The organism is Streptomyces coeruleorubidus (assembly GCF_008705135.1).
GTDB classification, from domain to species: Bacteria; Actinomycetota; Actinomycetes; order Streptomycetales; family Streptomycetaceae; genus Streptomyces; species Streptomyces coeruleofuscus.
Window position 1 is genome coordinate 1,614,860 of record NZ_CP023694.1, and the last position, 18,735, is coordinate 1,633,594.

General features: G+C 72.2%; 22 protein-coding genes. 9 read left to right on the forward strand and 13 right to left on the reverse strand.

Annotated features, from left to right (window positions below; genetic code table 11):
- Positions 1 to 70 precede the first annotated feature (70 nt).
- Positions 71 to 1,645: an apolipoprotein N-acyltransferase gene (lnt, locus tag CP976_RS07550; protein WP_150479643.1), complete on the forward strand. Its 1,575-nt coding sequence runs from the start codon at positions 71 to 73 to the stop codon at positions 1,643 to 1,645.
- Here lnt and CP976_RS07555 read toward each other — a convergent pair.
- Both CP976_RS07555 and CP976_RS07560 read right to left on the reverse strand, forming a co-directional pair.
- Positions 1,569 to 2,474: a Gfo/Idh/MocA family protein gene (locus CP976_RS07555; protein ID WP_150479644.1), complete on the reverse strand. Its 906-nt coding sequence runs from the start codon at positions 2,472 to 2,474 to the stop codon at positions 1,569 to 1,571. The two genes, lnt and CP976_RS07555, sit on opposite strands and share 77 nt — an antisense overlap.
- The gene (locus CP976_RS07560) at positions 2,471 to 3,706 is read right to left on the reverse strand and encodes an FAD-dependent oxidoreductase (RefSeq protein ID WP_150479645.1); all 1,236 of its coding nucleotides are present in this window, start codon (positions 3,704 to 3,706) and stop codon (positions 2,471 to 2,473) included. Before CP976_RS07560 ends, CP976_RS07555 begins: the two co-directional genes overlap by 4 nt.
- A gap of 106 nt (positions 3,707 to 3,812) precedes the next feature.
- On the opposite strand from CP976_RS07560, the gene CP976_RS07565 reads away from it, so the two are divergent.
- The 3 genes from CP976_RS07565 to CP976_RS07575 all read left to right on the forward strand — a co-directional run bounded on the left by CP976_RS07565 (position 3,813) and on the right by CP976_RS07575 (position 5,587).
- On the forward strand, positions 3,813 to 4,403 hold the full coding sequence (locus CP976_RS07565; RefSeq protein ID WP_150479646.1) for a TetR/AcrR family transcriptional regulator: 591 nt from the start codon (positions 3,813 to 3,815) through the stop codon (positions 4,401 to 4,403).
- Positions 4,404 to 4,446: 43 nt separating this feature from the next.
- The gene (locus CP976_RS07570; RefSeq protein ID WP_150479647.1) at positions 4,447 to 4,959 is read left to right on the forward strand and encodes a DinB family protein; all 513 of its coding nucleotides are present in this window, start codon (positions 4,447 to 4,449) and stop codon (positions 4,957 to 4,959) included.
- 112 nt (positions 4,960 to 5,071) lie between these two features.
- The gene (locus CP976_RS07575; protein WP_150479648.1) at positions 5,072 to 5,587 is read left to right on the forward strand and encodes a hypothetical protein; all 516 of its coding nucleotides are present in this window, start codon (positions 5,072 to 5,074) and stop codon (positions 5,585 to 5,587) included.
- Between the two features lie 88 nt (positions 5,588 to 5,675).
- Here CP976_RS07575 and CP976_RS07580 read toward each other — a convergent pair whose 3' ends face one another.
- The 5 genes from CP976_RS07580 to fabG form a co-directional block, all read right to left on the reverse strand.
- A complete protein-coding gene (locus CP976_RS07580) occupies positions 5,676 to 6,191 on the reverse strand; it encodes a hypothetical protein (RefSeq protein ID WP_150479649.1) in 516 nt (171 codons plus the stop codon).
- 100 nt (positions 6,192 to 6,291) lie between these two features.
- Complete coding sequence (ung, locus tag CP976_RS07585; protein ID WP_150479650.1) at positions 6,292 to 6,975, reverse strand: uracil-DNA glycosylase; 684 nt, start codon at positions 6,973 to 6,975, stop codon at positions 6,292 to 6,294.
- 93 nt (positions 6,976 to 7,068) lie between these two features.
- The gene (locus CP976_RS07590) at positions 7,069 to 8,655 is read right to left on the reverse strand and encodes an ABC transporter substrate-binding protein (protein ID WP_167537295.1); all 1,587 of its coding nucleotides are present in this window, start codon (positions 8,653 to 8,655) and stop codon (positions 7,069 to 7,071) included.
- Between the two features lie 198 nt (positions 8,656 to 8,853).
- Positions 8,854 to 9,612 (reverse strand): SDR family oxidoreductase, encoded by a 759-nt coding sequence (locus CP976_RS07595; protein WP_150479652.1) that lies wholly within the window; start codon positions 9,610 to 9,612, stop codon positions 8,854 to 8,856.
- A gap of 12 nt (positions 9,613 to 9,624) precedes the next feature.
- On the reverse strand, positions 9,625 to 10,386 hold the full coding sequence (fabG, locus tag CP976_RS07600; RefSeq protein ID WP_020270157.1) for a 3-oxoacyl-ACP reductase FabG: 762 nt from the start codon (positions 10,384 to 10,386) through the stop codon (positions 9,625 to 9,627).
- A gap of 230 nt (positions 10,387 to 10,616) precedes the next feature.
- Here fabG and CP976_RS07605 point away from each other — a divergent pair, with 230 nt between their 5' ends.
- A complete protein-coding gene (locus tag CP976_RS07605) occupies positions 10,617 to 11,045 on the forward strand; it encodes an excalibur calcium-binding protein (RefSeq protein WP_150479653.1) in 429 nt (142 codons plus the stop codon).
- Between the two features lie 19 nt (positions 11,046 to 11,064).
- Here CP976_RS07605 and CP976_RS07610 read toward each other — a convergent pair whose 3' ends face one another.
- From CP976_RS07610 to CP976_RS44465, 3 genes are all read right to left on the reverse strand, one after another.
- Positions 11,065 to 11,478: a DUF3037 domain-containing protein gene (locus CP976_RS07610; protein WP_150479654.1), complete on the reverse strand. Its 414-nt coding sequence runs from the start codon at positions 11,476 to 11,478 to the stop codon at positions 11,065 to 11,067.
- Entirely contained in the window at positions 11,475 to 12,230 is a 756-nt protein-coding gene (locus CP976_RS07615) for a HipA family kinase (RefSeq protein ID WP_150479655.1), read from the reverse strand. The genes CP976_RS07610 and CP976_RS07615 overlap by 4 nt, the downstream gene beginning before the upstream one ends.
- Before the next feature lie 341 nt (positions 12,231 to 12,571).
- Positions 12,572 to 12,901: a hypothetical protein gene (locus CP976_RS44465; RefSeq protein WP_308430051.1), complete on the reverse strand. Its 330-nt coding sequence runs from the start codon at positions 12,899 to 12,901 to the stop codon at positions 12,572 to 12,574.
- 53 nt (positions 12,902 to 12,954) lie between these two features.
- Here CP976_RS44465 and CP976_RS07625 point away from each other — a divergent pair, with 53 nt between their 5' ends.
- Positions 12,955 to 13,836 (forward strand): cytochrome P450, encoded by an 882-nt coding sequence (locus CP976_RS07625; RefSeq protein ID WP_308430050.1) that lies wholly within the window; start codon positions 12,955 to 12,957, stop codon positions 13,834 to 13,836.
- Between the two features lie 73 nt (positions 13,837 to 13,909).
- On the opposite strand, the gene CP976_RS07630 is transcribed toward CP976_RS07625, so the two are convergent.
- Both CP976_RS07630 and CP976_RS07635 read right to left on the reverse strand, forming a co-directional pair.
- Positions 13,910 to 14,572, reverse strand: coding sequence for a hypothetical protein (locus CP976_RS07630; protein WP_229876041.1), 663 nt, complete (start codon positions 14,570 to 14,572; stop codon positions 13,910 to 13,912).
- Between the two features lie 52 nt (positions 14,573 to 14,624).
- Positions 14,625 to 15,212 (reverse strand): hemerythrin domain-containing protein, encoded by a 588-nt coding sequence (locus CP976_RS07635; RefSeq protein WP_229876039.1) that lies wholly within the window; start codon positions 15,210 to 15,212, stop codon positions 14,625 to 14,627.
- Positions 15,213 to 15,418: 206 nt separating this feature from the next.
- Between CP976_RS07635 and CP976_RS07640 the strand changes: the two genes are divergently transcribed.
- Entirely contained in the window at positions 15,419 to 16,522 is a 1,104-nt protein-coding gene (locus CP976_RS07640; protein WP_373304895.1) for a DEAD/DEAH box helicase, read from the forward strand.
- 478 nt (positions 16,523 to 17,000) lie between these two features.
- Positions 17,001 to 17,480, forward strand: coding sequence for a Rieske (2Fe-2S) protein (locus CP976_RS07645; protein WP_150479656.1), 480 nt, complete (start codon positions 17,001 to 17,003; stop codon positions 17,478 to 17,480).
- On the opposite strand, the gene CP976_RS07650 is transcribed toward CP976_RS07645, so the two are convergent.
- Positions 17,467 to 18,117 (reverse strand): cysteine hydrolase family protein, encoded by a 651-nt coding sequence (locus CP976_RS07650; RefSeq protein ID WP_150479657.1) that lies wholly within the window; start codon positions 18,115 to 18,117, stop codon positions 17,467 to 17,469. The genes CP976_RS07645 and CP976_RS07650 overlap by 14 nt on opposite strands.
- A gap of 136 nt (positions 18,118 to 18,253) precedes the next feature.
- Here CP976_RS07650 and CP976_RS07655 point away from each other — a divergent pair, with 136 nt between their 5' ends.
- A complete protein-coding gene (locus CP976_RS07655; protein ID WP_150479658.1) occupies positions 18,254 to 18,724 on the forward strand; it encodes a pyridoxamine 5'-phosphate oxidase family protein in 471 nt (156 codons plus the stop codon).
- Positions 18,725 to 18,735 lie beyond the last annotated feature (11 nt).

Here is an 18,735-nt window from a genome sequence, read left to right on the forward strand (position 1 = left end):
GGACTCTCAAAACGCCCCCTAGATCGTCCGCAGGGCGCACACTGGAGGCACCACGGGGTAGGAGGCGCCTATGAAGACGCTCGGCCACTGGCTCGCCTCCCCTTGGCGGCGCTCGGTCGCCGCCGTGATCGCGGGCGCCCTTCCCGTACTCGCCTATCCCGCCCCGTCCCTGTGGTGGTGCGCCTACGTCGCCCTGGTCCCCTGGATCCTGCTGGTGCGCACCGCGCCGACCGGGAAACGGGCGGCGTACGACGGCTGGTGCGGCGGCTTCGGCTTCATGCTGGCCATGCACCACTGGCTGCTGCCCTTCCTGCACGTGTTCACGTTCGTCCTCGCCGCGCTGCTCGGCGCCCTGTGGGCCCTGTGGGGATGGCTCGCCCACCGGCTGCTGGCAGGCGTGCCCTCGCGGCGGCGGATCGCGGCCGCTCTCCTCGTCCTGCCGTCCGGCTGGCTGGCCGCCGAGCTGGTCCGCTCCTGGCAGGGCCTCGGCGGCCCCTGGGGCATGCTCGGCTCCAGTCAGTGGCAGGCCGAGCCGGCGCTGCGGCTGGCCTCGGTCGGCGGGGTGTGGCTGCTCAGCTTCCTGGTCGTGGCCGTCAACGTCGCGGTCGCCGTCCTCGTCGCGGTCCGTCAGGCCCGCGTGCCCGCCGTGGCCGGTCTCGTCGCCACGGCCGCCGCCACCTCCGCCGCCTGGACCCTCTCGCCCCGCCCCGCCGTCGACGGCCAGGTCAGGATCGCCGTGGTACAGCCGGGCGTCGTCGGCGGCCCGGACAGCGCGGACCGCCGGTTCGCCCGCGAGGAGCAGCTCACCCGCCGGCTCGCCGGACAGGACCTCGACCTGATCGTGTGGGGCGAGAGCAGCGTCGGCTTCGACCTCGGGGACCGGCCCGACCTCGCCCGGCGGCTCGCCGGCCTGTCCCGCGCGACGGGCGCCGACATCCTGGTCAACGTGGACGCCCGGCGCTCCGACAAGCCCGGCATCTACAAGAGCTCCGTCCTGGCCGGGCCCGACGGTCTCACGGGCGAGCGCTACGACAAGATGCGGCTCGTCCCCTTCGGCGAGTACGTCCCGGCCCGCTCCCTGCTCGGCTGGGCCTCCTCCGTCGGCAAGGCGGCGGGCGAGGACCGCAGGCGCGGCTCCCAGCCGGTCGTGATGAACGTGGGGGACGACCTGCGCGTCGGCCCGATGGTGTGCTTCGAGACGGCCTTCCCCGACATGACCCGCCACCTCACCCGGGAGGGCGTCGACGTGCTGATCGGCCAGTCGTCGACGTCCACGTTCCAGCGGAGCTGGGCGCCCGAGCAGCACGCGTCGCTCGCCGCGCTGCGCGCCGCCGAGACCGGCCGCCCGATGGTGCACGCGACGCTGACGGGTGTCTCCGCCGTCTACGGCCCGAGCGGTGAGCGCGTCGGCTCGTGGCTCGGGACGGACGCGTCCGCCACGCAGGTCTACGAGATCCCGCTCGCCCACGGCACCACGCCGTACGTGCGCCTCGGCGACTGGACCGTGCACGCGGCCATGCTGATCCTCGCCGCCTGGGCCGCCGGCGAGGGCGTACGGACGCTGCGGCTCAGGCGCTCTGCTCCTGAACCGCGCGTACCACCCGTTCGCACAGCTCATGGGTCTCCAGCGCGTCCCGGGCGCTGAGCACCTTGCCCGCCCGCACCGCGTCCAGGAACGCCAGCACCGCCTGCTCGATCCCGCGCTGCCGGGCCACCGGCACCCAGTCGCCGCGCCGCCGCACGGTCGGCTGCCCCTTGTGGTCGACGACCTCGGCGAGGTTGATCACCTGACGCTTGGTGTCCTGCCCGGACACCTCCAGGATCTCCTCGGCCGAACCGCTGAGCCGGTTCATCACGCCGAGCGCGGTGAAGCCGTCCCCGGCGAGCTGGAGCACGACGTGGTGCAGCAGGCCGTCCCGGACACGGGCGCGCACGCTGACGTCGTCGATCTCGCCGGGTACCAGGAACCGCAGGGTGTCGACGACATGGATGAAGTCGTCGAGGATCATCGTGCGCGGCTCCTCCGGGAGCCCGATGCGGTTCTTCTGCATCAGGATCAGCTCGCGCGGATGGTCGGCGCACTGCGTGTAGCCGGGGGCTTGACGCCGGTTGAAGCCGACGGCGAGGCTCACGTCCCGCTCCTCGGCGAGCGCCACGAGCCGTGCGGACGCGTCGAGTTCGTAGGCGAGCGGCTTGTCGACGTACGTCGGTACGCCCGCCTCCAGCAGCCGGGTCACGATCTCCGGGTGCACGATCGTGGGCGCGTGCACGAAGGCGGCGTCGAGGCCTGGTGCGAGGAGCGATTCGAGGGTGGTGTGCCGCCGTTCCGGCGGGACGTGGAGGCCGTCGGCGACCCGGGCGAGCGTGGCGGGCGTGCGGGTCTGGAGGTGCAGCTCCACCCCGGGCTGGAAGGCGAGCACCGGAAGGTAGGCCTTCTGCGCGATGTCGCCGAGTCCGATGCAGCCGACCTTCACGGGGTGTTCTCCTCTAGCGGTTGCCTGCCGGGGTCTGCTCGGAGCATACGGCGTCCCCCACTGACGGCTTCGCTCGAGCGGGCGGTGCCCCGAGGAGGCCGCCAGTCGGCGATGCCGTCGAAGCCCCGCAGGAACAGGGCGGGTCCGGCCTTCGAGAGCGCGGCCATGGCGGTGTCGCGTACGGCGATCCCCGCGCGGCTGGTCATGAGGTTGAGGCGGGCGACCCGCACGGCCTGGCGTGCGACGGCGGTCGTACGGGGCAGCCGGGCGGCGGTGTAGGCGGGGAGGTCGTCGCAGTGGTGGGCGAGGACGATCGCGTCCTCGATGGCCTGGTTGCCGCCCTGGCCGAGGGTCGGGGGCATGGCGTGCGCGGCGTCGCCGACCAGGGCGGCCCGGCCGCGGTGGTAGGCGGGCAGGGGTTCGGCGATGTGGTGGACGTCGTGCCGCAGTACGTCCTCGGGGCGGGCGGCGGCGAGCACGGCGGGGACCGGGTCGTGCCAGTCGCCGAAGCGGCGCAGCAACTCCGCCTTCTCGTCGTCGGGCGCGCGGCCTCCGGCGGGTGTCACGGCGGCGGCGTAGGCGTAGACGCGGCCGTCCTTGAGCGGGTGCGTGCCCCAGATGCGGCCCCGGCCCCAGGTCTCGTGCGAGGCGAAGCCGACGCCGGGGACGGGGATCACGACCCGCCAGGTGGTGAACCCGGAGTAGACGGGCCCCGGGTGGCCGGGGAAGAGCGCGCGGCGTACGGCGGACCGGATGCCGTCGGCGCCCACCACCAGGTCGGCCTCCAGCTCGCCGTCCGCGGTGGTGACGCGGGCGGGCCGGTCGGGGCCGCCGCTGTCGGCGAGCGTCGCGGCGGCGGCCGTGCGGACGGCGTCCGGTGGGAGCTGTGCGGCCAGGTGCTCGACGAGGGTGGCGCGGTGCAGCAGCACGAGCGGGCCGCCGAAGCGCTCGGCTGCGGCGTCGGCGGAGGAGCGTGCCAGCCACCGTCCGGAGGGCGTGCGCAGCCCGCCGTCCCCCGCCCAGGCGGCGAGGTCCCGGATCTCGTCACCGAGGCCGATGACGTCCAGTGCGCGCAGGGAGTTGGGAGCCAGGGAGATGGCGGCGCCGACCGGTTCCAGTGAGTGGGCGCGCTCCAGCACGGTGACCTGCCAGCCGCGCCGGTGCAGCGCGGCCGCCGCGGTCAGGCCCCCGATTCCGCCGCCGATCACGACAGCTCGCCTCGCCTGTGTCATGGCTCCTCCTCGAACCGGCGACCGGACCTGCCGTCCGGTCTGGAACTACACCTGTAGTCACCTTCGACGTTACTACAGCCGTAGTGAGACGGGTAGCGTGAACTCCATGTCCGTACGCACCGCCGGCCCCTCCCGCTCCGACCTCGTCGCCGACACCGCCCTCGCCCTGCTCGCCGAGCGGGGGATGCGGGGCCTCACGCACCGGGCCGTCGACGAGGCAGCCGGACTCCCCCAGGGCTCCACGTCGAACCTCGCGCGGACCCGCCAGGCCCTGCTGGAACTGGCGGTGCGGCGCCTGGCCGACCGCGAGGCGCGGGTGCTGGCGCTGCACGAGATGCCGGATCCCCGGGCCGGGTCCGCCTTGCTGGCGGACGCGCTGGCCCTGGCCACGCACCGCGCCCTGACCCGCAACCGCGAACTGACCGTCGCCCGCTACGAACTGGCCCTGGAGGCCACGCGCCGCCCCGAACTGCGGGCGTACTTCGACGCGACGGGCGCCCGCTTCCGGGACCAGCTCGCCGCCCTCGTCACGGGAATGGGCTCGACGGATCCGGCCAGGCACACACTGTCGCTCATCGCCTGGGCGGACGGGCTGATGTTCAGCTGCGTGGCGGGGTCGTTCGGTGCCGAAGCGCCGAGCCTGGAGGAGGTGCGGGCCGGGCTGCGGGAGCTGCTGGACGGGATGCTCGGGGCCTGAAAAAGCCGTGGTGCGGCAGGGCGCGCTGGGAAAGGATGCGGGCATGACAACCGAACGCCGTATGCCTGCCACGACCGCCGACGAACGCACCATGCTGGAGGGCTGGCTGGAGTTCCACCGGCAGACCCTCGCGTGGAAGTGCGAAGGCCTGAGCGACGAGCAGCTCAGGTCCGCCGCCGTGGAGCCCTCGGAGTTGTCCCTGCTGGGACTGGTGCGGCACATGGCGGACGTGGAGCGGAGCTGGTTCCGCCGGGTGCTGACGAACGAGGACGCGGCGCCCCTCTACTTCAGCGACGAGGACCTGGACGGCGAGTTCCACCTGACCGAGGCGGACACCTACGCGGAGGCGCACGCCGCCTGGCAGGCCGAGATCGAGACCGCCCGGAGCAACGCCGCCCGCTTCGGCCTGGACGACATCTCCGAGGGCAAGCACCGCCGCACCGGCGAGCGGTTCAACCTGCGGTGGATCTACACCCACATGATCGAGGAGTACGCGCGGCACAACGGCCACGCCGACCTGATCCGCGAGCGCATCGACGGCTCGACCGGCGACTGACGTCACCCCGGGCGGGCCGACTGCCTCCGTACGGGGCGCGAGATCACCCGTGCGGGGCATCCTGCCACTGTCCGCCGCCCTGCCGCGGGCCGGACACACCAGAGTGACGCGGGTGCATCGAACGACGACCACAGCGACGCTCCTGGTGACCGTGGCTGTCTCGGCCCTCACCGGCTGTACGACGGTCCGGCATCCCCCCGTTCCCGGGCCGCCGGCGGCCCCGTCCCGGCCGTCGGCGCCGCAGCCGGGGGAACGGACGGAGACACAGATCGTGCAGGCACCGGCCCGGGAGGCCCTGCAACTCATCGAGGAGTCCCGCCGCCCGGAGCCGACAGCCGCCGCGTCCCGCCCGGCCACACCCCCGGCGGCCTCGCCGGAGCGGATGCGGCCGCCGCCCGGCACCCGCGACGTCCGCCCGCGCCCCGCCCGTCCGGAACGCCGCGAGCCGGCCCCGCGCAGCCCACGACGTCCCCACACCGACCTGCCCGACGTCTCGGAGTCGGTACGTCAGAACGTCCGCGAGAACGTCCCGGACAACACGGACGTGTGCGCGCTGGGCAGGCGATACGGGGGGTGGCGGGCGGACAGCCCGGAGGCGACCATCTGCCGCGACACCTACGGGCGTTGAACCGCGTCCGGCCCGGCGCGGGCGGGACGCCGACCCGGGCCGGCACGACGAGGGCGGCCACGAGCGCCGCCGTGCACCACTGCGGGCGCTACGGCCGCTGCCTCGGCGGTGTCCACATCCCCCCGCCGCCCTCGCCCAGCCGGGACTCCAGCCGTCTGATGGCCGCCCGGACGCCCTCGCCGTAGGGATCGTCGGTGAGGGCGGCGGCCGCTCCCCGGGCCCGCCGCAGATGTGCGCGGGCGGCGTCGCGGTGGCCGAGTCTGTCGTAGTCGGCGGCCAGGTTCAGGTGCAGGGAGGGGTAGAACGCGCGCACCGCGAGCGCCTCCTCTCCCGAGGGCGTCCCGGCGTCGGTGATCTCCTCCGCCGCCCTCAACGCGCGCAGGTCCCAGGCCAGTTCGTCGCCGGGATCGTCCTGCGTGTCGGCCAGGTAGTGGGCGAGGGTGCAGCGGTGCAGCGGGTCGCCGTGCTCCCCGATCTCCGCCCACAGGTCCAGGAAGCGCTGCCGGGCCTCCTCCCGGTCCCCGGCGTGGTGCAGCATGACGACCTGCCCGATCCGCGTCGGCACGGCATCCGGCGCCGCCTGTCCCTGTCGCTCCACGACCACGCCCTCCGCACCACTCGCCCGCTGTTCCCCCCGACGCTAACCGCACGCCGGGAGGATCCAGCTGAGGCCGCTCCGTACGTCGCCGGAGCGTCGGCCGCCGTCAGCCCAGGTTCGGAATCGTCCAGTCGATCGGCTCGTGCCCCTGTGCCGCCACCGCCGCGTTGATCTGCGTGAACGGACGGGAGCCGAGGAACTTCTTCGCCGACAGGGGCGACGGGTGCGCGCCCTTGACCACCACGTGCCGTGACTCGTCGATCAGCGGGAGCTTCTTCTGCGCGTAGTTCCCCCACAGCACGAACACCGCCGGGTCGGGCCGGCCGGCCACCGCGCGGATGACCGCGTCGGTGAACCTCTCCCAGCCCCGGCCCTTGTGCGAGTTGGCCTCGCCGCCGCGGACCGTGAGCACCGCGTTGAGCAGCAGGACGCCCTGCTCGGCCCACGGCATCAGATAGCCGTTGTCCGGGATCGGGGCGCCCAGCTCCTCGTGCATCTCCTTGTAGATGTTGCGCAGGGACGGCGGGATCCGCACACCGGGCCGGACCGAGAAGCACAGCCCGTGCCCCTGTCCCTCGCCGTGGTACGGGTCCTGACCCAGGACCAGGACCTTGACCCGCTCGTACGGCGTGGCGTCCAGCGCGGCGAAGACCTCCTCGCGCGGCGGATGGACGGGACCCCTCGCCCGCTCCTCCTCGACGAACTCCGTCAGCTCCTTGAAGTAGGGCTGCTGAAGCTCGTCACCCAGAACCCCGCGCCAGGACTCGGGCAGCATGGAGATGTCGGTCACGTCAACGTCCTCACGATGTGCGGTCACTTCCAGGCCACAGAACCTACAGGCGACCACTGACAACGTGCCGGGAGAGCCCGGTGCCCGCCCCGCCTACCAGGCGGTCTTGCGGTGCAGCTCCCACATCATCATGATCGTCGACGGGTCCATGGCCCGCTCCGCGCCCGAGATGTCCCGGCTCGCCGCCACGTACTGCCTGCCCTGCCACAGCGGCAGCAGCCGCGCGTCGTCCACGAGGATCCGCTGAGCCTCCTCGAACTCCTTCTCCACGTTCGCGCGGTCGCTCTCGCGGCGCGACCGGGGCAGCAGATCGCCGGTGATCTCGGGCGCCGGGTAGGGCGTGCCGAGGGCGTTCTGCTCGCCGACGAACGGCGCGATGAAGTTCTCGGCGTCCGGGAAGTCGGGGAACCAGCCACGCCCGAACACCGGGTACTCGCCCTTCTGGTAGCCCTCGACGTACGTCTTCCAGGGGCGGCTCTTGAGGGTGATCGCGAACAGGCCGGAGTCCTCGAGCTGGCGCTCCAGCTCCTTGAACTCCGCGGCCGTCTCGGAGCCGTAGCGGTCGCTCGTGTACCACAAGGTGAGCGGGACCCGCTGGTTGATGCCCGCCTTGGTGAGGATCTTGCGGGCCTTGCCGACGTCCGGGTCGCCGTAGTCGTCGAAGAAGCCCGTCGTGTGACCGGTGAGGCCCTTGGGGACCATCGAGTAGAGCGGGTCGACAGTGTCCTTGTAGACCTTGTGGGCGATCGCCGCCCGGTCGACGACCTGTGCGATGGCCTGGCGTACGGCCTTGCGGTTCGCCCAGGAGTCCTTCGGGTTGAACACCAGGTAGTTGATGTCGGTGCCGGTGCCCTCGACGAGCTGGATCTCCTCCTCGTTGGAGGTCTTGCTCTGGAGATCGACGACGTCACCGGCGGCCAGACCGCGGTAGGTCACGTCGATCTGCTCGTCCCGCAGGGCCTTGACCATGGCGCCGGAGTCCTGGAAGTAGCGGATGGTCACCGCGTCGTTCCGGCGCTCGGCGAAGCCCTTGTAGCCGTCGTTGCGGACGAGGACGGCTTCCTTGCCGTCGTCGTACGAGTCGAGGGTGTACGGCCCGGAGCCGACGACGTCGCCGCCCTTGCGCAGGGAGTTCTCCGGATAGGCGGCCGGGGAGACGATCGACATGGCGGGGGTGGCGAGCACGAAGGGGAAGGTCGCGTCGGGCTTGTTGAGGTGGAAGATCACCTCGCGGTCGTTCGGCGCCTGGACCCGTTCGAGGCTGCCGAGCAGACCCGCGGGGCCGCCATTGACGTTGATCTTGCGAATCCGGTCGAACGAGTGCTTCACGGCCCGTGCGTCGAGCGCGTCGCCGTTGGAGAACTTCAGGCCCTCGCGCAGTTCGCAGCGGTACACCTGGTTCGAGGAGTCGCTGAAGCCGCACTGCTCGGCTGCGTCCGGCTGAGGCTCGCTCGCGCCCGTCTGATAGCTCAGGAGCGTCTGGTAGACGTTCCGGAACAGCTCCCAGGAGCTGTCCCACGACGCGGCAGGGTCGAGCGTGCTGGGGGCACTGGTGGTGCCCACGACGATCGGCCCTTCGTCCTCCGGAGTGTCGGACGACAGCACGCCGCATCCAGCGACCAGGGACGATATGGACGCGATGGCCGCCACCCGCCGCAGGCATCGGTTCCGGTTGAACACGCGCACGCTCCTCGATCTGCCATACCAAGGGTCGGCAGACCATACCGCAGTGCCGCGCCCGCTGACCCGCCCCGGGACATCACTCCTTGATCGATAAACCTTTGACTACGTTGTCATCGCCGTTTGCCGCGCCTTTACGCCCGCACGGGCGCCCCTTGCGCGAAGGGGCGCCCGTACCGAACCGCGTTCGCGGAGGCGTCAGCCCGTGCCGGCGTTGAGGAAGATCCCGCCGTCCACGACGAGCGTCTGGCCGGTGACCCAGTCGGACTGCCCGGAGGTGAGGAACGCGGCCGCGCCGCCGATGTCGGAGGGCACGCCGAGCCGGCCGAGCGGGTAGGCAGCCGCGGCCTCCTCCTCCCGGCCCTCGTACAGGGCCGTGGCGAACTTGGTCTTCACGACGGCCGGGGCGATCGCGTTGACCCGGACCTTGGGCGCGAACTCGTGCGCGAGCTGCACGGTCAGGTTGATCATCGCCGCCTTGCTGACGCCGTACGCGCCGATGAACGGCGAGGGCGAGAGGCCGGCGACGGAGGCGATGTTGACGATCGCGCCGCCGTTGTCCTTCTGCCAGGCGTGCCAGGTCCTCTGGGCGAAGCCCAGCGCCGAGACCACGTTGGTCTCGAAGACCTTGCGGGCGACGTTCAGGTCCAGATCGGCGATCGGGCCGAACACCGGGTTCGTGCCGGCGTTGTTGACCAGGTAGTCGACGCGGCCGAAGGCCTCCATCGTGCGCTCGACGGCGGCGGCCTGGTGGGCCTCGTCGTGCGCCTTGCCCACCGCGTAGATCACGCGGTCGGGGCCGAGCCGCTCGACGGCCTCCTTGAGGGCGTCCTCGTTGCGGCCGGTGATGCACACACGGTCGCCGCGGGCGACGAACGCCTCCGCAACGCCGTAGCCGATGCCGCGGCTGGCGCCCGTGACGAGGGCGGCCTTGCCGGAGAGTTCCACGGAAGTCATGTCTGCCGTCCCTTAGTCGAGCGGTCCGCCGGCCACGTACAGCACCTGGCCGGAGACAAACCCGGCCGCCTCGCCCGTGAAGAAGGCGATGGCGTTGGCGATGTCCTCGGGCTCACCGACGCGCGCCACCGGGATCTGGGTGGCGGCGGCGGCCTTGAAGTCCTCGAAGCCCATGCCGACGCGGTCGGCGGTGGCCTTGGTCATCTCGGTGGCGATGAAGCCGGGGGCGACGGAGTTGGCGGTGACGCCGAACTTGCCGAGCTCCTTGGCGAGGGTCTTGGTGAAGCCCTGGAGGCCCGCCTTGGCCGCCGAGTAGTTCACCTGGCCGCGGTTGCCCAGCGCCGAGGACGACGACAGGTTGACGATCCGGCCGAAGCCCGCGTCCACCATGTGCTTCTGGCAGGCCTTGGACATCAGGAAGGCGCCGCGCAGGTGCACGTTCATGACCGTGTCCCAGTCGGAGACGCTCATCTTGAACAGCAGGTTGTCGCGCAGCACACCGGCGTTGTTGACCAGGATCGTCGGCGCGCCGAGCTCCTCGGCGATCCGCGCGACGGCCGCCTCGACCTGCGCCTCGTCCGAGACGTCACAGCCGACCGCGATGGCCTTGCCGCCGGCGGCGGTGATCTTCTCGACGGTGTCCTTGCAGGCCGCCTCGTCGAGGTCGAGCACGGCGACCGCGCGGCCCTCGGCGGCCAGTCGTACGGCGGTGGCGGCGCCGATCCCGCGCGCGGCACCGGTGACGACGGCGACCCGCTGCTCAGTGGTGGACATGGCTGCTTCTCCTCAGATGAGCGACCGCTTAGTACCTTCAGTGGAGGTGACGCTAGAAGCCCTGGCACGCGGTGTCAACGGCCAGGCGGGGCATGTGATCCATCACCCTGGGCCACCATGCCCCGCGCGGCTCGCACGGACACCCGATCGGCCTACGGCTTCGCGCCGCCGCCGTCCGGCGCACCTAGCGTCGAAGGGCGGCCACTCGTGGCCGGAAAGGAGGCGCCCCCATGCGCCGTTGCACCGGTGTCACAGGCACGCTGTTCGCGATCGCCGCGATCGTGCCGTTGGCCGACCCCGCTCTTGCCCAGCCCGACCGCGACTGCCGCGACTTCGCCTTCCAGGAGGACGCGCAGGCCGTCTTCGACGCGGACCCGAGTGACCCGAACCGTCTGGACGAGGACCAGGGCCCGGACGACGGCATCGCATGCGAGGTACTGCCCCGCCGCGGCACCGGTGTCATCTCCCCCACCGGTCCGGCGAGCACACCTTCCCCGGTCACCCCCACGCCCACCACCGCTCCGTCCCGAGGCGTGAGGGGCGGACTCGGGGGCGCGGTCGCCTCGGGGCCGAGCGCCTGGGACGTCGGTGTCGGTCTGGCCTTCGTCGGCGGCGCCACGCTCGCTGCCGGCTACGTCGTGAAGCGCAGCCGGAGCTGACGCCCGGGCGCGACGGGTGTCACTTCACCAGCAGGCCCAGCAACCGCTCCGTCTCCGCCGCCGGGTCGGTGGTCAGGCCGGTGTGGACGGGGCCGGGCTGGACGATCGTCGAGCGGGGGGCGACGAGCCAGCGGAAGCGGCGGCCGGGGGTGTCGTCGGCTGCCTGGCCGGCCGCGGGGCCGCCCGCGCACATGCCCTCCACGGCCCGGAGCGCGGCGCGGACCCCGGCCACGTCCGCCTCGGGGTCGAGGGCCAGCAGGCGGGCCTCGTCGAGGTGGGTGCGGGCGCCGACGTAGGACTCGGCGCGGCAGTAGACGAGCACCCCGGCGTTGATGCACTCGCCGCGCTCGACGCGCGGGACGACGCGCAGGACGGCGTACTCGTAGATCTGGCGGTCGCGCGTCCCGCCCTTGATGATGTGCCGGTCGCTCACTTGATCCCCAGGATGCGGTCGTGGATGGCGGCGGCCCGTGCGAGCAGCGGTCGCGTGTAGGCCCGCCTCAGGTCGTCCGGGGTGTCGAAGCCGGGCTCGCCCGCCAGCCAGGCGTCCGGGATCTGCGCGGTGACGTCGGCGAGCAGTTCTTCGGTCACCCGGGGCGCCAACTCGGCCGCCGCGGCGGCGACATCGGGCGCGAAGGGCGCCAGGGCATGCTCGGAGGCGTCGTACGGGCGGGCCGCGGAGGCCTCCGCGCCGGGCCAGTTGTGGTGCCAGATCATGGTCGCCCCGTGGTCGACGAGCCACAGCTCGCCCCGCCACATCAGCAGGTTGGGATTGCGCCAGGACCGGTCGACGTTGTTGACCAGCGCGTCGAACCAGACGATCCGCCCGGCCTCCTCGGGAGCCACCGCGAAGGCGAGCGGGTCGAAGCCGAGCGCGCCGGAGAGGAAGTCCATGCCGAGGTTGGTGCCGCCGCTGGACCTGAGCAGGCCCTGCACCTCCTGGTCGGGTTCGCCGAGCCCCAGCTCCGCGTCGAGCTCGACCGTGACCAGGCGTGGCACCCGCAGCCCCAGCCGGCGGGCGAGTTCCCCGCACACCACCTCGGCGACGAGCGTCTTGCGCCCCTGTCCCGCGCCGGTGAACTTCAGGACGTACGTCCCGAAGTCGTCGGCCTCGACGAGTCCCGGCAGCGAACCGCCCTCACGCAGGGGCGTGATGTAGCGGGTCGCGGTGACCTCTTTCAGCATTTCGCAGGCCACCCATCTCTTCAACCTTGCAATCCACGACCGCCATGTGAGGGGGGTAGCAGCGGGAATCGCCCGTCGACCTGCTGCCGGCCTCTGGCATGAAGTGAGCATAGTAACCAAGGGTGATCGCGGGCGCGGTGCCCGAGCCACGTCGCCGGCCTTGGGCGGCTCGCGGCCACCTGGCGACGCCCGGCCTCGTCGGTGTCGGCGGCCGACTCGGCTGTGCATCGGTCGACTTCGGCTTCCAGCGCGGCGGCGGGCGTCAGTTGAAGGTCCCCGAGGCGAGGTCTGACGACCGCAGGTGTCCCGGCCCGGAGCGCGGGCACCCGGCGGCCATGGACTTACGGAGGTCGCCCGTGATCGATCGTTCTCTGCCTGCTCTCGTCCAGGGCTACTCCTGGCTGCCCGGCCTGCTGGGCGAGCACCCCGACGGCGTGGCACGCACCCGTGTGATGGGCAAACCCGCGCTCGCCGTGCGGGGACCGGAGGCGGTGCGGTTCTTCTACGACGAACACAACGTGCGGCGCGGCGGTGCCCTCCCCGGCCCCGTCCTGAGCACCCTGTTCGGCCACGACGCCGTCCACACGCTCGACGGTGACGCCCACCGCGCCCGCAAGGAGTTCTTCCTGCCGCTGCTGCAAGCCGACCGGATCGCCGGTCTCGTCGAGCACGTCATCCCGTCTGGGACGACGCGGTACGGGAGTGGAACAGGGCCGGACAGGCCGTGCTGTTCGACGCGGCGAGCGTGGTGCTCACCCGCGGTGTGTGCCGCTGGGCGGGCGTCCCGCTCGACGAGGGCGCCGGGGAGACGGAGCGTCTCGCCCGCGACCTGGTCTCCATGGTCGACGGCTTCGCGACCGCCGGGCCACGGCACTGGCGGGCCCGGCGTGCCCGCAACCGGCAGGAGGAGCGCTTCACCCGGCTGGTCGAGGATGTCCGCTCGGGCAGGGCCGCCGCGCCCGAGGGGTCGGTGCTCGCCGCGGTGTGCCGGCACCGCGAGGCGACCGGTGAACCGCTCCCTGCGCACACGGCGGCCGTCGAGCTGCTGAACGTCATCCGGCCCACCGTCGCCGTCTGCTGGTTCGTCGCCTACACGGCGCACGCGCTGCATCTTCAGCCGAACCAGCGCGAACGGTTGCGCGGTGGCGACACCGCCTACACCGCCGCGTTCGTGCACGAGGTGCGCCGCTTCTACCCGTTCGCGCCGTTCCTCGGCGGCCTCGCCGTGCGGGACCTGTCCTGGCGAGGCGTGTCGGTGCCGGCCGGCGCGATGGTGCTGCTCGATGTCTTCGGACAGAACCACGACGAGGAGCTGTGGGGCGATCCCTACGTCTTCCGCCCGGAGCGGTTCCTCGAGCACGCGGTCGAGCGCGACGAACTCATCCCGCAGGGCGGTGGCGAACCGCGCACCGGCCACCGCTGCCCCGGCGAGGGCCTCACCATCGGGCTCCTCGAAGCCCTCGCGCTCCGCTTGGCCGGCCTCGACTACACCGTTCCCGAGCAGGACCTGCGCATCTCCCTGCGGCGCATACCTGCGCGGGTGCGCAGCGGCTTCGCCGTACGGGACGTGCGGGTGCCGAGTGAGCGCACGCTGACGGCCGTGTGACGCCCGCGCGAACCGCAGGACAGGCAGGACAGGCGAGTCTCCTCGACCAGGGTGCCCATGCGCCCTGCCGGGGTCACGCGCCGTAGGCGTGCCAGCGGGGCAGGGGGCCGACGTGGGCGTGGCGGCCGGGGCGGACGGCCGCGTGGCGCTGCCCGGGGCCGGGGCCGCTGCGGGCGGCGAGGGCGTCGGCGACGGCGCCGGTGGTGAAGGCGTAGACCGCCTTGTGCAGGATGTCCACGACGAGCTCCGTGCGGGGCCAGGTCGGCGGTGGCGCGCCGACGCCGGTCGCGTTCTCCAGGATCTGGTCGTTGGTGAGGCGGACGACGGTGAACTTGGCGGATGCGACCGGTCCGCGCAGTCCGGCCTGGGACATGACCGAGCGCAGCACTCCGAGGAGGGCGGCCTGGCCGTAGTGCATGGCCCAGTTCACCGGCAGTGGCTGTGTGCCGGGCCGTTCGGGCATGCCCGTCAGCCGCTGCAACACCCGCGCGGGCACATGGGAGTCGGGCCGGCCGGTGACGGCCTGCTCGATCTTCTCGCCGAGGGTCATCACGACCCCTCCGGCGGTACCGGCGAGCAGTCCCTGCCACAGTGCGCGCTTGAGCATGGTCTGGCGGGTACCCGGTAGCTCCGCCTCCACCCATTCCGTACGGCACGGCTGCTCCGAGGTGCCGGCACCGGCCGCCGGGGTCTTCCCTACGCCGATCTGCGCCGCCCGCCCCTGGACCGGGGCCACGCGTCGCCGGGCTCGGCGCCGGAGCCGCCGGCAGGCGGATCGGCGGGAACTGTCAGCTGTCCTTGCCCATCGCCTTGCGGACGGCGTCGCGGGTCCGGTCGACCACGGCTGCCATGGGGCCGACGGCGATGTTCTCCGCCGGGGTCTCGGCTCCCGGATGCGGGCGGGTGGGTGCCATGGCCTCGGCGGCCCGGACAGCCGTGGCCAGCATGGCGAGCTGCTGCGCCCCGGCGTTCTCGCGGAGCCGGGGGAACTCGTACTGTTCCTCGGAGGCCGCGTGCTGGAGCACGTCCGCGCGCAGCTCCCGAAAGGCGGGCAGGAACTCGGGGTCGTCGGGGTTCATGTCGTCGAGCCGGCTCAGCTTCTCCTTCGCGGCCCGCTCCTCCTCGAGACGGTCGTCGACCACCCGCTCACCGTCCTGGAAGAGACGGCCGGCCGCGGGGTGGACCACCTCTTCCTCGGCCGTCTCGTGGACGGCCAGCATGCGGACGAGTCTGCGGAACGGCTCCGCCCGGTTGCCGGCAGCGGCATTCTCGACCTCGGCGAAGAGGTCACGGATGTGGTTGTGCTGTTGCGTCAGCAGTGCCACGACGTCGTCGTTCTCGCCTGCTTCGTCCATGTGCGGCATGGCGTCGGTCAAGGAATCCTCCTGGAGATCAGTGCCGCAGCGCGTCGGCCCGGGCCATCGGCTCGGCCGGGCCTTGTCCCAGGTTGTCCCTGGGCGCAGGGCGGCCGCGACCGCACGGGGCCGAACGGCGGGGAGCCTCCCGCATCGCGGCAGCCACCGCGGGGTACCCGGGCCGCGCTCGCGAGAGGGTCTCGGGGCCGTGAAGGAGGCTTCGTGCCATGACCCGGCGCACGGGGAGCCCCAAGGCCGGGGCGGACGCGGGCGGGCACGACCGGATCGCGGAGCTGCGCCGCGTCGCGCGGGAGCGCTTCGGGTGGAGCGACCTGGGGCCCGAGCAGACGGAGGCGATGAGGGCCCTGCTCGATGGCCGTGACGTGCTGGTCGTCATGCCCACCGGCTCCGGCAAGTCGGCGATCTACCAGGTACCGACCGTCGTGCTCGGCGGCCCCGCGGTCGTGGTGTCGCCGCTGATCGCCTTGCAGCGCGACCAGGTCACCGGACTGCGGGAGAGCGCGGCACCGGACGCCGTGGCCGTGAACTCCGCGCAGCCCGAGTCGGCCACCGACAGAGGCTGGCGGGCCGTCCGGGAGGGCGATGCCGAGTACCTGTTCCTTTCCCCGGAGCAACTGGCCAAGGACAGTGTGCTGAAGCGGCTGCGTGAGCTGGGCCCCTCGCTGTTCGTCGTCGACGAGGCCCACTGCGTCTCCGCGTGGGGACATGACTTCCGCCCCGACTACCTGGGCCTGGGCGAGGTCGCCGAACGCCTGGGCCGTCCGCCGGTGCTCGCTCTGACGGCGACGGCCGCGGCCCCGGTGCGGGCCGACATCGTCGAGAACCTGCGCATGCGCGACGCCCATGTCGTGACAGCCGGAACCGACCGGCCCAACATCCACCTGGCGGTTCGCACGTTCACCGACGACGCCGCCAAACGGGACGCCGTCTCACGCTGGTCGGCCGGAGCAAGCACCCCGGGCATCCTCTATACGGCCACCCGCAAGGACGCCGAAACCCATGCGGCGCGACTGAGGCAGGACGGCGTGGAGCCGTGCGGGCAGGGAACCCGCGACGTCCTGGGCTTCCTTCAGGCGTACGGCCAGTTCGGTGCCCCGGTCGCCGGGTGCGGGGGTGATCCGCGTCTCGATCCGGTCGCCGTACTCCCCCAGCGGCGACGGCAGCTTGTCGGGCTGGATGTCACCCGGTGCACGGTTGATCGTCACGGTCAGCCAGCGGTCGGCGGCGGCCGGGTCGTCCGGACGCGCCTCCGAGCGCCGCATGACGACGACGGCTCCGGCGGTGAGCCCCGCAGCCGCGACTGCCAGTGATTTCCAAGGGGTCATCCGCGGTCACGTCCTTCGTGAGGCAGAGGTGCGGGTAACGATTCGGGTACGTGCGTACGTGGCATCGTGGCTGTGCCCTTCCTGTGCGTCCGATGAGTGCCGGTGCGCGACGAGTAACCCTCCGTGTGCGCCGCAAGCTCGCCGGAGTGCCGCCGACGCCCTGCGGACGCACACCGCCCCTGGAGGCGCAGTCACCTAGGAACGGCATGAGCTCCTGATCGGCACACGCCGAATCGGCGCACGGCGAATCGGCGCACGGCGAAGACACCCGCGCCCACTGGTTCGACAACGGGGCGATCGGCGACAGGCTCGCGACGACGCCCCGGAACCCGACAGCGAACCGACAGCTCAGCTTTACCCATGTCCTTCCGCGAACCAGTCAGGATTCCGACATCGTCTGAACAGCCGGTCCCCAGGGGCCGTACCTCTCGGCAGATCACGAATCCCCGGAAGGAACGTCAGCATGACCAGCGAATCAGTTCAGCCGAAGTCGGGACCGAGCCGCCGCACCCTCGTGGCGGCGGTGGGCGCGGCAGGGCTCACCGTGGCGCTGACGGCGTGCGGATCGGAGGACGAGCCGTCCGATCCGTCCACCGAACAGGGTGCCGGCGCGACGAACGAAGGGGGCGGCTCGTCCACCGGAGCGGGAGCCGGTGGTGCGGCCCTCGCGAAGACCGCCGACATCCCCGAGGGAAGCGGCAAGATCTTCAAGGACGAGAAGGTCGTTGTCTCGCAGCCGACCGCGGGCGACTACAAGGCTTTCTCGACGATCTGCACCCACCGGGACTGTCCGATGGTGGACCTCAAGGACGACATCATCTCCTGCACCTGCCACGGCAGCCAGTTCTCCGTCCTGGACGGCAGTGTGAAGAAGGGGCCGGCGGTCGAACCGCTGGCGGCCAAGCAGATCAGCGTGGAAGGCGATTCGATCACGCTCGCCTGACCCCGCCCGGGGGCGCGAGACACGCCAGCACCTCGTCCGTGGTCGCGACCGTGGCGACCAACGCGAGGGTGTGGCGGATCACCGAGCGGGTGTAGTCGGACGGGACTCCCGCGATGGCGTCCGCCGGGACGACGGCGGTGTAGCCGCGGTTCACGGCGTCGAACACGGCGTTGGGAACGGCCACGTTGGCCGAGACCCCGGTGACGATCAGCGTGCGGCAGCCGAGGTTGCGCAGCAGCGGGTCGACGTCGGTGCCCTGGAGGGGCGACAGCCCGTGCAGGCGCCGTACGACGAGGTCCTCGTCGGCGACCTCGATCGGGGCCGCGACCCGCACCGCCGGCGTGCCGGACAGCTGCTGGACGGGCAGGCGTTCGGCGGCCCGGAACAGGCGGGCGTTGCGGCTGGCCCCGCGGCCGTCGGGGCGGCGCTCGGCGATGGCGTGGACGACCTGGACGCCGCCTTCGTGGGCGGCGGCCACCAGCCGGGCGACGTTGGCGAGCACCCCGCCGGCGCGGGCCTCCTCGGCGAGTTCGGGCAGGGCGCTGTCCGCTCCGACGACGCCCTCCTGGCACTCGACGGTGAGCAGCACGGTGGTCCGCGGATCGAGGAGTTCGCTGAGCTCTGCGTGCGCGGGCACGGTTCCCCCTGGGCGCCGGCGGCTGGGCGCGTGAGCGTAACCACCATTGCGCATGGACGGAAGAGAACCCATCCTTTTCTGACGTGATGTCAGAGGATCTCCTCTGACACGACGTGAGAGAAGAAAGAGGGGGAGCATGACCGTCACTCAGCAGCGCCGGGGCCGGAAGATCATGATGACGCCGGGCGAGCTGGACGATTTCCTCACCACACAACGCACCTGCCGGGTCGCCACGGTGTCGGCCGACGGCGCCCCGCACGTGAGCACGCTGTGGTTCGCCTGGGACGGCACCTCGATGTGGCTGTACTCGGTCGTGCGCAGCAAGCGGTGGACCGACCTGCGGCGCGACCCGCGGGTGGCGATCGTGGTCGACACCGGCGAGGAGTACGACGAGCTGCGCGGCGTCGAACTGTCGGGCACCGTCGAGTTCGTGGGCGAGATACCGCGCACGGGCGAGCTGCGCGCCGAACTCGACGTCCCGGAGACGCTGTTCGCCCGGAAGAACTTCGGCCTGGAGGAGATGCCGCACGACGGCCGGCACGCCTGGATGCGGCTGACGCCGCAGAAGATCGTCTCCTGGGACTTCCGCAAGCTGGGGGCGCAGTAGCGCCGGGGCCC

Coding starts and splice junctions, on each gene's coding strand:
- CP976_RS07560 (WP_150479645.1), bottom strand. CDS start 3,706: ATGACACAGGCGAGGCGAGCTGTCGTGATCGGCGGCGGAATCGGGGGC.
- lnt (WP_150479643.1), top strand. CDS start 71: ATGAAGACGCTCGGCCACTGGCTCGCCTCCCCTTGGCGGCGCTCGGTC.
- CP976_RS07605 (WP_150479653.1), top strand. CDS start 10,617: ATGCGCCGTTGCACCGGTGTCACAGGCACGCTGTTCGCGATCGCCGCG.
- CP976_RS07570 (WP_150479647.1), top strand. CDS start 4,447: ATGACAACCGAACGCCGTATGCCTGCCACGACCGCCGACGAACGCACC.
- CP976_RS07645 (WP_150479656.1), top strand. CDS start 17,001: ATGACCAGCGAATCAGTTCAGCCGAAGTCGGGACCGAGCCGCCGCACC.
- CP976_RS07615 (WP_150479655.1), bottom strand. CDS start 12,230: ATGCTGAAAGAGGTCACCGCGACCCGCTACATCACGCCCCTGCGTGAG.
- fabG (WP_020270157.1), bottom strand. CDS start 10,386: ATGTCCACCACTGAGCAGCGGGTCGCCGTCGTCACCGGTGCCGCGCGC.
- CP976_RS07655 (WP_150479658.1), top strand. CDS start 18,254: ATGACCGTCACTCAGCAGCGCCGGGGCCGGAAGATCATGATGACGCCG.
- CP976_RS07595 (WP_150479652.1), bottom strand. CDS start 9,612: ATGACTTCCGTGGAACTCTCCGGCAAGGCCGCCCTCGTCACGGGCGCC.
- CP976_RS07565 (WP_150479646.1), top strand. CDS start 3,813: ATGTCCGTACGCACCGCCGGCCCCTCCCGCTCCGACCTCGTCGCCGAC.
- CP976_RS07640 (WP_373304895.1), top strand. CDS start 15,419: ATGACCCGGCGCACGGGGAGCCCCAAGGCCGGGGCGGACGCGGGCGGG.